This window comes from Sphingobacterium sp. 1.A.4, assembly GCF_002734245.1.
GTDB classification, from domain to species: Bacteria; Bacteroidota; Bacteroidia; order Sphingobacteriales; family Sphingobacteriaceae; genus Sphingobacterium; species Sphingobacterium tenebrionis.
Genome location: NZ_PEAZ01000023.1, coordinates 54,514 through 69,462 on the forward strand (window position 1 = coordinate 54,514; position 14,949 = coordinate 69,462).

General features: G+C 41.0%; 13 protein-coding genes. 4 read left to right on the top strand and 9 right to left on the bottom strand.

From position 1 onward, the window contains the following. Nucleotides 1-94: 94 nt before the first annotated feature. Genes aroA through CRJ00_RS02385 form a run of 3 tightly spaced genes read right to left on the bottom strand, consistent with a single transcriptional unit; the run spans nucleotide 95 to nucleotide 3,322 of the window. Nucleotides 95-1,348 carry a 3-phosphoshikimate 1-carboxyvinyltransferase gene (gene aroA / locus CRJ00_RS02375; protein WP_099365304.1) on the bottom strand — a complete coding sequence of 418 codons (1,254 nt, stop codon included), beginning with the start codon at nucleotides 1,346-1,348 and terminating at the stop codon, nucleotides 95-97. Beyond that, on the bottom strand, nucleotides 1,348-2,454 hold the full coding sequence (locus tag CRJ00_RS02380) for a chorismate mutase (protein WP_099365305.1): 1,107 nt from the start codon (nucleotides 2,452-2,454) through the stop codon (nucleotides 1,348-1,350). The genes aroA and CRJ00_RS02380 overlap by 1 nt, the downstream gene beginning before the upstream one ends. Nucleotides 2,455-2,491: 37 nt before the next feature. Beyond that, nucleotides 2,492-3,322, bottom strand: coding sequence for a prephenate dehydratase (locus tag CRJ00_RS02385; protein ID WP_099365306.1), 831 nt, complete (start codon nucleotides 3,320-3,322; stop codon nucleotides 2,492-2,494). Nucleotides 3,323-3,952: 630 nt separating this feature from the next. On the opposite strand from CRJ00_RS02385, the gene CRJ00_RS02390 reads away from it, so the two are divergent. The 4 genes from CRJ00_RS02390 to CRJ00_RS02405 all read left to right on the top strand — a co-directional run bounded on the left by CRJ00_RS02390 (nucleotide 3,953) and on the right by CRJ00_RS02405 (nucleotide 7,411). Then, the gene (locus CRJ00_RS02390) at nucleotides 3,953-4,846 is read left to right on the top strand and encodes a hypothetical protein (protein ID WP_099365307.1); all 894 of its coding nucleotides are present in this window, start codon (nucleotides 3,953-3,955) and stop codon (nucleotides 4,844-4,846) included. A 221-nt stretch (nucleotides 4,847-5,067) separates the two neighbouring features. Beyond that, nucleotides 5,068-5,946 (top strand): EamA family transporter, encoded by an 879-nt coding sequence (locus CRJ00_RS02395; RefSeq protein WP_099365308.1) that lies wholly within the window; start codon nucleotides 5,068-5,070, stop codon nucleotides 5,944-5,946. Further along, the gene (locus CRJ00_RS02400; protein ID WP_099365309.1) at nucleotides 5,943-6,560 is read left to right on the top strand and encodes an IMPACT family protein; all 618 of its coding nucleotides are present in this window, start codon (nucleotides 5,943-5,945) and stop codon (nucleotides 6,558-6,560) included. Before CRJ00_RS02395 ends, CRJ00_RS02400 begins: the two co-directional genes overlap by 4 nt. Next, nucleotides 6,557-7,411 (top strand): nucleoside phosphorylase, encoded by an 855-nt coding sequence (locus CRJ00_RS02405; RefSeq protein ID WP_099365310.1) that lies wholly within the window; start codon nucleotides 6,557-6,559, stop codon nucleotides 7,409-7,411. Before CRJ00_RS02400 ends, CRJ00_RS02405 begins: the two co-directional genes overlap by 4 nt. Here CRJ00_RS02405 and rodA read toward each other — a convergent pair. The 6 genes from rodA to CRJ00_RS02435 form a co-directional block, all read right to left on the bottom strand. Next, nucleotides 7,406-8,671 (bottom strand): rod shape-determining protein RodA, encoded by a 1,266-nt coding sequence (gene rodA, locus CRJ00_RS02410; protein ID WP_099365311.1) that lies wholly within the window; start codon nucleotides 8,669-8,671, stop codon nucleotides 7,406-7,408. The genes CRJ00_RS02405 and rodA overlap by 6 nt on opposite strands. Before the next feature lies 1 nt (nucleotide 8,672). After that, nucleotides 8,673-10,646: a penicillin-binding protein 2 gene (mrdA, locus tag CRJ00_RS02415; protein WP_099365312.1), complete on the bottom strand. Its 1,974-nt coding sequence runs from the start codon at nucleotides 10,644-10,646 to the stop codon at nucleotides 8,673-8,675. A 20-nt stretch (nucleotides 10,647-10,666) separates the two neighbouring features. Further along, nucleotides 10,667-11,194 carry a rod shape-determining protein MreD gene (mreD, locus tag CRJ00_RS02420; protein WP_099365313.1) on the bottom strand — a complete coding sequence of 176 codons (528 nt, stop codon included), beginning with the start codon at nucleotides 11,192-11,194 and terminating at the stop codon, nucleotides 10,667-10,669. Then, entirely contained in the window at nucleotides 11,187-12,023 is an 837-nt protein-coding gene (gene mreC, locus CRJ00_RS02425) for a rod shape-determining protein MreC (RefSeq protein ID WP_099365314.1), read from the bottom strand. The genes mreD and mreC overlap by 8 nt, the downstream gene beginning before the upstream one ends. 80 nt (nucleotides 12,024-12,103) lie before the next feature. After that, entirely contained in the window at nucleotides 12,104-13,126 is a 1,023-nt protein-coding gene (locus CRJ00_RS02430; protein ID WP_093098220.1) for a rod shape-determining protein, read from the bottom strand. 150 nt (nucleotides 13,127-13,276) lie between these two features. Next, entirely contained in the window at nucleotides 13,277-14,944 is a 1,668-nt protein-coding gene (locus CRJ00_RS02435; protein ID WP_099365315.1) for a M1 family metallopeptidase, read from the bottom strand. Nucleotides 14,945-14,949: the final 5 nt, after the last annotated feature.

The window sequence follows — 14,949 nt, forward strand, 5'->3', positions numbered from 1 at the left end:
ATGAAAAATGATGTTAAATAATTTAGCCTATTAAATAAATAGCTTATTCTATAAAAATTGATTAGATCTTTGATCCTGATTCTTTAAAGATTGATTAGTCGTTGATCTCGAAACCTTGAGCCTTTAAATGCTTCCAGAATTCCGGATAGGATTTTTCTACCACCATCGGTTCTTCGATGATCACCTCCGGAAATACCATGGCTAATGGTGCAAATGCCATCGCCATTCTATGGTCTTCATAGGTGCCAAAGGTTACTGTTTCAGGGGTAAATACAGCAGACGTTTTCAGGTGATAATCTTGTTGATCTTCCTCCAGCTGAGCGCCAAATTTGGCAATCTCTGTCTGTAAAGCCAAGATGCGGTCTGTTTCTTTGATTTTTAAAGTTTCCAGGCCTGTAAAAGTAACATCCTTTTTCAAAGCAGCAGCAACTACAACAACAGTTTGCGCCAAATCGGGACATTCCTTAAAATCAAAATATGTCTTTTCAGAATCAAGCGTGGTTTTCCTTAAATGCAGACCATCCTGCTCAAAACTGGACGACACACCGAAATGGCTCATGATCTCTACGATTGCCATATCACCTTGAAGGCTGTGTTCTTTTAGTCCAGGAAGTACGATATGCCCATTTTCGGATAAAGCCACGATGGCATACCAATAGGAGGCAGCGCTCCAATCAGGCTCCACATAGATGGTGGTTTCTTGGTAATCCTGCTTAGCAATATGGATCTGGTTTTCTGTAAACGAATAGTCAATCCCACATTCCTTCAACATTTCCAAGGTCATAGTCACATATGGTCTCGAGGTCAGCTCCCCTTGGATATCTATTGTTAAACCTTTTTTGAGATTAGCAGCAATCAATAATAAGGATGAGATATATTGGCTGCTCACATTGCCTTGGATACTGATCTTTTCTTTTCCTTGGATCATTCCCCCTTCAATTTTTAAGGGCGGAAAGCCACTCTTTTTTTGATAATGGATGTCAGCGCCCAAATCTTTCAAGGCATCAACCAAGATTCCGATCGGACGAAGTTGCATACGTTCAGTTCCAGTTAAGATAAAGTTTCCTTTTATCAGGTTCAGGTAGGAGGTAAGAAACCTCATCGCTGTACCAGCAGGGCCAATATCGATCAACGTTTCGTTGGAAGAAGATGCATTGGAAGCCAAGGTCAGAGCAGCATTCAAAGTTACTGTGTCAGCAGCTTCTGAAAGGTTTTCAACCTTCACCAAGCCCTTGCTCAATGCTTGGATAATAAGAGCACGGTTGCTCTCTGACTTTGAGCCAGTAAGTTGAACCGTGCCTTTTATATTTTTGGATGGGTGTTTTACAACAATGCTTTCCGCAGTCATTAGGCCTCCGTCACAGTTTTTGTGTTCATCACCTCATTTTGCTTACGGATAGATTCGTTGTGCAATAACTCCAGGTATTTCACGGTGAATTCCTCGCTCAGGTTCAATGCTTTTGCCAATTGAACACGTTTCTGAACAATCTCATCCCAACGGTTCACCTGAAGGATCGTTACGTTGTTATCTCTTTTAACTTCACCGATCTTCTCTGCAATCTTCATACGGTCGCCGATCTGTTTGATCAAAAGGTCATCGATCTTATCGATCTGCTTACGTAATTCAGCCAATTTATCCTCGAAAATAGGGTTGTTTGATTCCGGTTTACGAACAGAAAGATTGTCCAATAGTTCAGCTAATCCTGCAGGCGTAACCTGTTGTTTGGCATCAGTCCAAGCTACCGAAGGATCGATATGTGATTCAATGATCAATCCTTGCATATCCATGTCCATCGCTTTTTGGGTCACGTAAGGAATCAGCTCACGGTTACCACAGATATGGCTAGGGTCGTTGATGATCGGAAGATCAGGAGCAATCGTTTTTAATTGGATGGCAAGATCCCACATCGGTTCATTACGGAAAGCTGTTTTCTCGTAAGAAGAGAATCCACGGTGGATAGCTGCCAATTTTTTGATACCTGCTCTGTTCACACGCTCAAGCGCACCGATCCAAAGAGACAAATCAGGATTTACCGGGTTTTTAACCAATACAGGAACATCTACACCTTGAAGCGCATCAGCGATTTCCTGAACAGTGAATGGGTTTGCCGTCGAACGGGCACCGATCCAAAGTACATCTACGCCAGCTGCCAAGGCTTCTTCCACGTGTTTTGCTGTAGCAACTTCAGTAGCCGTTAACAATCCGGTTTCTTCTTTAGCACGTTTCAACCATTCCAAACCGATGCTTCCGATACCTTCGAATTCTCCTGGACGCGTACGTGGTTTCCAGATTCCGGCACGTAATACATTCACTTTTCCAGTGTTGGCCAACAAATGTGCAGTGGATACCAATTGCTCTTCTGTCTCTGCACTACATGGTCCCGCGATGATTAATGGTTTATCCCCTGTGTCTAACCAAGATTTTAAAGGAAGGATGTCTAATGAATGTTTCATTGTATGTTGTCTTTAATTTTTACGTATTTAATTAGATTTAGATTTTTTCGTTTTTCACATATTCACCCATGATACTGAAGTTCACGGTATGTTTTAGGACCTTGCGGATGGCAGCATCATAATCCGACTGCTTTTTCCATTCCACATCCACATAAAAGTCGTATTCGTTCCTACGTCCTACAACTGGCATGGATTGGATCTTACTCAAGTTTACATTCTGCTCTGCAAAACATTGCAACACAGAGGCCAAGGCGCCAATCGCATGAGAAGTCTGGAAAGAAATAGATGCTTTGTTTGCATTTTTCTGTTCCTCCAAGTCGTTGGATAGAATCAAGAAACGGGTGGAGTTTTTCTTATTGGTTTCTATCCTTTTTTCCAGGATCTGTAAACCGTATAGTTTTGCAGCAGCTTCAGAAGCGATCGCTGCGGTGTTTGTCAACTTATCATCCAATATTTTTTTAGCACATGCAGCGGTATCCATTCCCTCTTTTATCGTCCATTCAGGATGCTCGGAAAGGAATTCATCACATTGGCGGATAGCGATAGGGTGGGACTCTACATAATGTATATCAGAAAGCTTAACCCCTGGAAGCGCCAATAAATGTTGCTGAATGTTCAGATGGACCTCACCAATAATATGGAATCGGTAATCCCTCAGGAGGTTGTAGTTTGGCAGGATGCTACCTGCAATCGAGTTTTCAATCGCCATTACCACGTAGTCTGCTTTTCCTTGTTTCAACATTTCGCAAGTCTGTTTGAAAGAGGTACATTCCAATGTTTCGATCTCCGTACCGAAATACTTGTATGCTGCTTCTTCGTGAAAGGATGCTTTAACTCCTTGGATGGCTATTCTTGTTTTCTCGCTCATTTTAAATTTTACTGTGTTGTTTATTGTTGAATGCTTTACCGGATGCCCAAAAAAAAGGTCCCAAACTTTACATTTGGGACCTCATATATCGCTTCCGATACCATATACTAGTCCCTGCTCTTATCATAAAAATAAAAGAACCAAAAGTTTGTATATGTGTATTGTTTGTGCATTCCCGTTTAATTTGAGTCAAATATAGAGCTAATCTGCATAACTGCAAAATATTTTTTTAAAATAATTGATTTTTAGTCAAAAAATATGGATAAAAAACATGAAAAAACTAATGGAAAATATGATTAAAAATCATGTATAAATTAATGCAAATTGCAGTCTAAAAATTGAATAAAAAATAAGATAAAAAAATATAAATATTTAAATATAAGATATTTAAGACTATTTTACAATATTTTATATTGAAATAATTGATAAATATTTGAGTGTAATTTTGTCAAAAAAAAACATTAAAATTTAATTAAAAAAACGAAAAATAATCAAAATATAATCATAAAAATAATCTAAATATGATGATTATATAATGAAAATATCCTCAGAATTATCGCCTATTTTTCATTTGAAAAAATCGTTTATGCAATTTATTAGTGTTTATCATCTTAAAATAAACAAATTGAAATGATGAAGAACATCAAATTTGGATTGATAATTTTGGTGATTTTAATTTTCGCCAATTTTTTACTTCCTCCTCATCAGCTGCATCTATTTAATTCAAATGAGGTTAATAAGGTTGAAATTGATAAAAAACGAAATACATTATTGGATACCTCCAATGAGAAGGGAAAACAGAATCTTAATAGTAAACAATCATTAGAGAATTCCCGCAATTCATATCTGCCAGAAAGAATTAATTTAGGAGGAAGAGTTAATAGGTTAAATATTTTGAAATCAACTATTTTAGAGAAATACAAACCTGATGATCCATCCAAATACCATGAATTCTTTAAAGGAAATTACCAGATATATTATGATGATAAAAATATGGTGGTCCTATTGATGTATTATAACTATCCGTTGATTATCATTGAAAAAAGTATCTACGACCCTAAATTCAAAAAGGTTTTAATAGATGGGATGTGGCAACCTCTGAATAAAATTGGTTTTTTATCTAATGGTAAGATTTTATTTACCCCAAATAAAAAAAATGGAGAGTTTGGTGAGGAGGGATTTTCAAAAGACATATACACCATACGTGGTGGAAAGTTAATCGAGGATCTAGGTCTAGGGTTTAAACAATACTATAGAACGATTGACCTGGATGAATTAAATCAGATTAAGAAACGATATGGCGACCATAAAATATACCTATCCGATTTTGATTCCATCCCTAAACCAAGACTTGAACCATTCGAAAAATTGATTAATAATCAAATAAAGACTCGGCTATTCCCAATATTTGAAAAATGGGTACCATCTTATAGGAATCAATCGTTAATCTTAAATTCTGATATTTTAATCGATACATTAGGTAGGATAAGATTTATGAAAGTAGGTTTAAAGCATGCAATTTAAACAAATGTAATTCGAAATGAAATACTTGATCGCATTCATCAAGAAATGAAAAACATCGAAGATTTATTTTTGGATGAGATACACTTCCAACCTGTCAAAAATGGAAACAGAAAAGGGACCTATTTCTTGAAACATAACATTAGCTATAAACCCAACCCCCCAACTGATAAATAAATAATTAGGATAAGCTTATATTTGCGGAGTCAAAATACATTATCCGTATGATCTATGTACTTTTAAGTGTACTCTGTTCCGTAACAGTTGCCGTTATCATCAAATTGGCGAAACAAAAAGGCGTCAATTACTTGCAGCTTCTGGTCTGGAACTATCCGATGGCACTCTTATTAACCTATTTGGTTTTAAAACCGGCAATCATCCCTTGGCAAAAAGAACTGCCTTGGCGTTTATACCTTCCATTAGGCTTCTTATTACCCGCCATCTTCATTTGCATTGCCATGTCCATTCGCTATGGCGGAATTGTAAAAACAGAGGTCGCCCAACGTTTATCCCTTTTCATCCCCTTAATAGCCGCATTTTTATGGATGGGAGAGGAGGTCGTACCAACCAAATTGATCGGGATTTCAGTCGGTATATTAGCCATTATCTTCTCCATCGGATGGAACAAAAAAGATAGCAGCCAAACAAGTAACACCGAAAACAACTCCACAGATAATACCTGGATATTCCCTTTACTCGTCTTTTTCGGAATGGGAATCATTGATATCCTTTTCAAGCAAGTCGCCCAATCAGCAGAAATCACCTACATGTCCTCCCTTTGGATCGTATTTGTCCTAGCCTTGGGCTTTGCCATACTCTTTCTAACCTACCTGCTCCTTATTAAGAAACAAGCCTTGGATCTAAGATCCATAGCCTATGGCTTAATACTCGGGATGTTCAACTTTGGCAATATCGTATTCTATATGAAGGCACATCGCGCCTTGCCAGACAACCCATCCATCGTATTTACGGGCATGAATATCGGGGTAATCTCCGTAGGCGCTTTGGTTGGTGTCCTTCTTTTCCGTGAGAAACTTAGCAATTCCAATAAAATTGGGGTATTTTTGGCTTTAATTTCCGTTTTATTAATTGCATTTCTGTGAGTTTATTTGAAGATACCTATCGGACCATTGAATCGCCCTCGGAAGGGATTTTCCGCGACAAGGGCTCCAAGTTCATTGCCTATGCCTATCCCTTCAAGGATGAATCCAGCCTGAAGGATATCATTGCCGATCTGAAAAGCCAGCACCCCAAAGCCAGGCATCATTGCTATGCCTATCGATTAACCCCCGACCGCAATGTCTTTCGCATCAACGACGATGGCGAACCTTCCGGTACAGCCGGAAGACCAATCCTGAACGTCCTGCTTTCCCAGGACATCACCAATGTGCTCGTGGTTGTTGTACGCTATTTTGGCGGATCCCTATTGGGTGTACCCGGTTTGATCAATGCCTACAAAACCGCTACCCAGGAAGCACTCCAGGTAGCAAACATTATAGAACTCACCGTAAATGATGTCTACGAAGTCCAATTTGATTATGTTCAGATGAACGATGTCATGCGGATCATGAAAGATGCAGATTTACAGGTATTAAACCAAGAATTTGATTTGAATTGCAAATTGCAGTTTGAAATTCGTAAATTACAAGTGAACGAAGTCCTGGGGAAACTTGAAAAAGTAGCGGACTTAAAAATCACTTACTTACGAACGATATGATTAACGATTCTGAATTAATTCTTAATGCAGATGGCAGTATCTACCATCTTAACCTAAAACCAGAAGACATTGCCGATACCATCATCTTTGTAGGAGATCCCGACAGGGTGCCCGAAGTATCCAAATATTTTGATGATATCGAAATCCGAAAGGGAAAAAGGGAATTCATTACCCATACCGGCCATGTGAATGGTAAGCGATTGACCGTTATCTCCACCGGCATTGGAACAGATAATATCGATATCGTTTTGAATGAACTGGATGCCCTATTGAACTTTGATTTTGAAACCAGGAACCTGAAATCGGAGATTAAATCACTGGACATTATCCGGATCGGAACATCCGGCTCCATACAAGGAAATATTGCCATGGGTACCATCTTGGCCAGCGAATATGCCATTGGTTTTGATACCCTCATGCAGTATTATCAAAAGCCATATAACAGCAAGGAATTAGAAATCCAAGAGGCTGTCATCGAAAAATTCCATGACCTTAGCTTCAAACCATATGTGGCTCATGCCTCCGAAAGGCTCTTGAAGAAATTTGCGCATGATATTCCAAAGGGAGTAACCATGACCGCACCGGGATTTTATGGGCCACAAGGAAGGAACTTGCGTTCGCAAAATACCTATCCCCATCTCATCAAACAGGCCAATACCTTCAAGGTCAATGGCTATCAAATTACCAATCTGGAGATGGAAACAGCGGGAATATATGCACTCAGCAATATGTTAGGACATCATGCAATCTCCATTAACGCCATCCTAGCCAGTCGGGTAAATGAAACCTTCGCCAGCAATCCCAAGGAGATTGTGGACAAAGCTATCCGAATGGTACTCGATAGGTTATAGCCCTTTTCTCGACGAGTCAAATCGTAAAAGAATAAACAATAAAATGGTGAATGACCATAGGGAAGAACCTCCATAGCTGATGAATGGTAATGGGATTCCGATTACAGGTACCAAACCTATGGTCATTCCTAGATTGATAAAGAAGTGGAAAAATAGGATAGAAGCCACCCCATAGGCATATATTCGGGCAAAGGCAGTCCTTTGCCTTTCAGCAATGTTTACTATGCGTAATAGTAGTGCCACATAGATCGAAATCAAGATAACCGAGCCCACAAAACCCCATTCTTCACCCACAGTACAAAAGATGAAATCGGTACTTTGCTCCGGAACAAAATTGTATTTCGTTTGGGTTCCTTGAAGATAGCCTTTACCAAAAAGTTGACCCGATCCAATTGCAATCTTCGATTGGTTTAGGTTATAGCCTTCCCCACGTAGATCCTCAATCTTCCCTAAAATAACATCAATACGGTTTCTTTGATGGGGTTTCAAGATCTGATTGTAGGCAAAATCTACACTGAGGATATAGATGGATGAAAAAGCAAAAAATAAGGCTATATTGATTATATTCTTTCGCTTTTTACGCATCATAAAAGCAAAGAAACCACATATGAGGGCAATTATACCAATGAGAATCCATTGGTTGATCAATAAAGCCAGAACAAACAGCAGAATGGCCAATCCCCCGATAATCAAAACCGAAGAACCGATATAACCCTCCCTATAAAAAACAAAGATCAAGGAAAAGAAAACCAAGGCCGAGCCGGTATCTTTCTGTAGCATAACCAAAGCGATCGGAAGAAATACAATTGCCGCACCAATCATCAAGGTCTTCATGTTGGGCGTTTTATTGGTTTGATTGCTGAGGTAATAGGCCAACAATAAACAGGTCGCCAACTTTCCGAATTCAGAAGGTTGTAACCTGAAGCTTCCCAATGGTATCCATGATTGATTTCCACCAACACTTCGTCCAACTACCAAGGTCGCTATGAGGAGCAATATCACCAGGATATAGATAATAGGAGCCGAAGAGATAAAGAACCGGGAATCAATAATTAAAATACAGATTCCGATGATCAGGGCAGTAAAAATATAGATGGATTGTTTTCCGTAATTCGTAGCCAAATTGAACAACCCTGGATTTTCTGCATCATAAACCGCCGCATGGATGTTGAACCATCCGATCAAGCATAGGGTCATCCATAGACCAATGGTAATCCAGTCAATCCGCCCAAAGAAACTCTTATTCTGTAAATTATTCATCTTACCTTCTTACCTGACTATGGTGTACTAAAATTGCCGATTCCTTCTTCTTTGGTTCAATGGCCGTGGTTCTTAATTTTATGCTGTCCTTTTTATTCTTCGTACTATCTTTTTTCAGTTTGGGATCTTCTTTTTCTACCTTAACTTTTGGTTTCGGTAGGAGGTTTCCATTGTAGATCCTGTCCTGAATATATTTCGGTAAGGTAATGGTATCCTTCAGGTATTTCTCCACCAGCATACTGGCAATAGGCGCCGCCCAGGTACCACCATATCCCGCGTTCTCTACGAATACGGCAATAGCAATCTTAGGGTTCTCCCGAGGGGCAAAGGCAAAGAATACCGCATGGTTCTCCCCATGAGGGTTCTGTACCGTACCGGTCTTTCCACACATCTCTATGCCTGCGATCCGAGATGCAGCACCAGTACCACCTTGATTGACCGCCTGGCTCATTCCCTCGATAACCGGTTCGTAGTATTTGGCATCCACACCTGCAAAGATCTTCTCTGTAAATTCTTCCTTCACGATCTGTTTTTCTCCGATGCCTTTGATCAGGTGCGGGCGATAGTAAAATCCACGATTGGCCACAATGGCCATCACGTTCGCCATCTGAAGTGGGGTAATTCCCAAGGCATCCTGCCCGATGGAAAGGGAAATGTTATACCCAGATTTCCACTTGTCGCTTCCATAGCGCTTGCTATAAAAATTGGAAGTAGGAACCAAACCTGTTTTTTCTCCTGGTAGATCGATCCCTAATTTACCGCCAAGACCAAATTTCAAAAGACCATCACGCCAAAGGTCATAAGCCTTATAACTGGCCATTCCTCGACCATCGATCATCTTGGCATATACATAACCATAATACGTATTACAGGACATCTTGATGGATTTCACCAATCCTGTTGCTCCATCCACGTGGGTACAGCGCATGATCGCACGTCCACCACCATAACGGTAGCCTCCAGGACAATAAAATACCGTCTGTTCATTGATCACGCCCGCCTGTTGCGCTGTAAGGGCTGCCACGACCTTGAAGACAGATCCAGGGGGATAGGATGCTTGTATCGGCCGGATAAACATCGGGTTGTTCGGGTCCTCCAATAATTTCATGTAATTATTTCCGCGTTCCCTGCCCACCATCAAATTAGGGTTATAACCCGGACTACTGACGAAGGTCAGGATTTCTCCAGTGGAAGGTTCGATAGCGACTACCGAGCCTAGTTTGTTCTTCATCATTTTCTCGGCCAAGACCTGCAGTTCCTTGTCCAGGGAAGAAACCAAGCCTTCTCCAGAAACAGCCGTAGTATCGTATTTACCGTCCATGAAAACCCCTTGTGGCCTGTTAAGGGCATCAACCATTCTATTCTTTACGCCACGTTTCCCACGTAACAAATCTTCATATGCACGTTCAACGCCCGATGCCCCGATATAATCTCCCGAACGATAGAAACCATTGGATTTTTTAATGTCATTTTCGTTTACCTCTTGGATATAACCCAAAAACTGCGGAGCTATGCTGTCTGGATAGTGCCTTACCGTTCTTTTCTGAACATAAAATCCTCGAAATTTATAGCGTTGTTCTTCAAAAGGAGCAAAAATCTGTATTGGTACCTGCTTCATAAAGGCAGATTGGCGATATGGCGACTCCGCTCTCGCTTTTTTCATGCGTTTATTGAAATCGGCTGTATCGATCTGCAAAAGTTCACAGAATAGGAGGGTGTCTATATCCTTAACCTCTCTTGGGGTCACCATAAGATCAAATACCATTTCGTTCTCCACCAACATCTTTCCGTTCCTATCTAAGATTACCCCGCGTGCAGGATAGATAATCTCCTTCCGCATCACATTATTGTTCGCCGAAAGTAAATACCGATCATCGATGATCTGTATATAGAACAATCTAATTACAATAACCAATGCAATGGCTATAAAAATCCCCTGAATAACGAACTTACGATTGAAGAAACTATTGTTCATGAAATGAACCCTTTACTATGTTAATTGCCTAATAATCTTGATTTCCGCCTATAAACCAGCAAGCTGATCAGCATGATTAACAAGATAGTGAAAATACTGCTCAGTAGAATGCTCAACAGCGTACTTAAGTAATTAGAAAAACTAAAATACTCCACATGGAAGAGTACGATATGATGTACCACGGTACCTATTGCGATGTATGATAAGAACCATTTGGATCCCATGTTGCCCAAGGCAGGCGTTTCAAAGGAATTCTGTGCATCCACGTCCAGGGTGATCTTATGGAAAAAGATCCTGAACCAGGCCAAAGCAACACAAGCTGCCGCATGAACTCCGATGGAATCGTAAAAAGCATCTACTGTTAATCCAGTGGCGAAGGCCAACAAGAATAGTATAAAATTAGGAATATTGATCGGTAATAAAAAGATTATCAAGATATAAGGAAAGGGGGTTGCCAGGTTATAGTAACCCACATTCTTGAACAAGACCACCTGCAGAGCGATCAAGGCCACAAACCGAAACAGATTAAATAATACCACACTACCCATTGTTATCCTCCGTTTGAGTTTCTAACAAATTTTTCTCGTTCTCCAAAAGGTCCTTCACTACATAGACATGGTTCAGGTTACTGAAATTGGTGCGCAGCCTGATCTTCACATCCAAGAAACTCTCACCCGATACAATCCCTGTTTCTTCCACCGTACCGATCTCGATCCCTTTCGGGAACAAAGAAAATCCGGAGGTATAGATCTTCATGCCTTTTTGCACTTTCACATGGTTCGGAATATCCCTTACCAGGGCAAATCTAGGATCCACATTGTTTCCCCAAGCCAGCGAACCGAACACATTGGTGGTGTCCAAGGTCACGGAAACCCGGGTGTCTGGATGCAATAAGGATTGGATCGTGCTGAAATGAGGAGATACATTCAATACTACACCAACAACACCATTGGACGTGATAACGCCCAAGCCTTTTTCCACACCTTCGGACGATCCCTTATTGATGGTGATGAAATTGCTCTTTTGATGTATACTGTTGTTCACCACCTCGGCGATGGTAAACCGATAACGGTTTTCTTCGATGGAATCAGCGATTTGGACAGAGTCCAAGGTATCGGCAAGAATGAATTTCTGTAATTGCTGTCTTAATTCAGCGTTCTCCTGTGCCAGGTTTTTGTTCGTCTCTTCCAATGCCAAATAGCTTTTCCAAGAGTTTAATTTATCGTAGAAAGAACCTACGACCACATTGGAGGAATTGACGAAGGCAGAACGTTGGTACCGGTTGTTTTGGACAACCAATAAAAGAGATACGGTAAAGAACAACACAAACCAAAAAAAGGCATTGTATCTTACCAAGAAAAGCCAAAGGTTTTTCATTCTAAATCTCTTTTAATAGGTACGCGATATAACGTGCTGAGAGACATTATATCGCGTACGGAATAAGTATTGTTCATTAATTACTGCATCAAGAACTTGAAACGTCCAATGTTCTTCAATGCGATCCCTGTTCCGCGTACAACCGCACGGAGTGGGTCTTCAGCAACGTGAACAGGTAATTTTGTTTTTGCTTGGATACGTTTGTCCAATCCTCTCAATAAAGCACCACCTCCAGTTAGGTAGATACCTGTTTGGTAAATATCAGCTGATAATTCCGGAGGAGTGATCTCTAAGGCTTTAAGGATAGCTTCTTCGATCTTGGAGATGGATTTATCCAAACAATGTGCAATCTCGGTATAGGATACGGTAATCTGCTTAGGAATACCGGTCATCAAATCACGTCCTTGAACAGCAAAATCTTCTGGTGGATCGGTCAGCTCCGGAAGAGCAGCACCCACTTCGATCTTGATCTTCTCTGCTGTACGGTCTCCGATCATGATGTTATGTTGACGACGGATGTACTGAACGATGTCCGAGTCAAAATTATCTCCTGCTACACGGATGGATTGGTCGCAGACGATACCCGATAAGGCGATAACCGCAATCTCGGTCGTACCACCACCGATATCGATGATCATGTTCCCTACAGGCTCTTCTACATCAATCCCGATACCTACAGCAGCTGCCATAGGTTCATGGATCAAGTAGACCTCTTTTGCTCCTGCAATCTCTGCAGAGTCGCGTACAGCACGTTTTTCCACCTCGGTGATACCAGAAGGAATACAAACTACCATACGTAAAGATGGGAAGAACCAGGATTTTCCTTTATTGATCAGTTTGACCATGCCTCGGATCAGGTGTTCTGCAGCTGTGAAATCCGCAATTACCCCATCGCGCAATGGTCTTACTGTTTTAATATTATCGTGTGTCTTACCCTCCATCTGCATGGCCTGCCGACCGATGGCAATTACCTTATTTGTCGTGCGGTCAAATGCTACGATAGATGGCTCGTCAACTACTACTTTGTCATTGTGAATGATCAGGGTGTTAGCTGTACCCAAGTCTATTGCAACTTCTTGCGTAAACCAATTAAAAAGCCCCATTTATTTGTGAAAGTATATTGTAAAATTTAAATGCAAACCTAATGAAAAAAAATGGTTTTTATATAAAGCCGCTTCCATAAAAATGTTCATTTTACGAAGAACTTTTTTATTTTTTCGATATCTGGTATTGCTAACGAAATCCACTGTCAATTATTGTGTGGTCACCCCGATATAATAATTGAAGGTATCCGCTTTTATGGTCTCCGTGGTCAGCCCTTCAAAACGGTGCGTGGACCATTTCGTAGTCGGTTTTATCAATACCTTTTTACCATCCTTATCGAAGATGTGTACCGGCATATGGAAGTTGTCGACCTCTGAATTCCAGCGGATTATAAAGGATCCTGGGCGACTAGCATTTCTGATCTCCAGCGTAGGGATGCTTTTTCGTTGCACATACTGTTCAAAGACTTTGCTCAGGTCTATGCCACTGTGTTCGGTCATGTATTTCAAGATATCGTTGTAATCCACGGTCTGGTGGTAGAAGGTCTTGTTCATGCCCCTCAAAATCGCTCGCCATTTCTCGTCATCATCGATCATCGTGCGGATCATATTGTGTAACACACCGCCTTTGTTGTACATGTCACCAGATCCTTCCTTATTCACATGGTATGGACCTTGAATAGGTGTTTGATTGGTAATCCCTCTTCGGTTACCATTGACGTATGCCTGGCTGGCTTCTTTGCCATAGTAATAATCGATGAACAGGGCCTCCGAATAATTGGTGAAGCTTTCATGAATCCACATATCGGCCAGATCCTTTGCGGTGATGTTATTGCCGAACCATTCATGACCGGATTCATGCACCACGATGAAATCCCATTTCAATCCCCAACCTGTGCCTGATCCGTCGCCACCCAGGTAGCCATTCTTATATTTGTTACCATAGGCGATCGCACTTTGATGTTCCATACCCAAATGGGCGGTCTCTACCAGTTTATAGCCATCTTCATAGAATGGGTAGGGCCCAAACCAATGTTCAAATGCCTTTAAGGTTTCTTTGGCGTTCTTCTTCAGAAAATCGATCTTGTCCGCATTCTCTTTCAGCACATAATAATCCAGGTCCAGTTTCCCTTTTTCACCAGTATATACTTCCTTGAAATGAGCATAGTCACCAATGTTCAATGCCACATTGTAATTATTGATCGGGTTATCCACTTTCCAATGGTACTTGGTGTAATTTCCTTTCAGTTTTTCGGTTTTAACAAGCCTTCCGTTGGAAACATTCATGACACCATTAGGTACTGCTACAGAGATCATCATGCCGTTTACCTCATCCGATTGATGATCTTTGTTTGGCCACCATACACTCGCGCCAAGCCCCTGAACAGCGGTAGCGACCCAAGGTTTGCCCTTGCTGTCTTTCTTCCAGTCAAACCCACCATCCCAAGGCGCTCTGGTGGCTTGTATCGGGTTCCCGGAGTAGAAAACGGTAAACGAATCTTCCGTCCCTTTTTCCAGGTAGTTTGGGAATGTGACAAATACCGCATTGTATTCCCTCGTAAAAGGCAGTTCCTTCCCTTTATAAACGACTTTATCTACGGAGAGGTTATCGAACAGGTCGAACTGAAGTTTATTGAATCGATCTACTACCTTGAACTGGAATTCATTGCTGCCGCTGATGAATTTATTGTCTATATCCACCTTGATGTCCAAGTGGTAGTATTGGATATCATAGCAGGTTCTCAAAGGTGTCAATTCGCCTCGTAGGGAATCTGCCTTGGTATAGATTTCTTTGGCTTTCATCAATTGGGCATGTCCGGTCTGTGTGCCGGCCATCAGCATCAATCCCAATAAAAAAGATTTTCCGTTTAACTTCATGATCG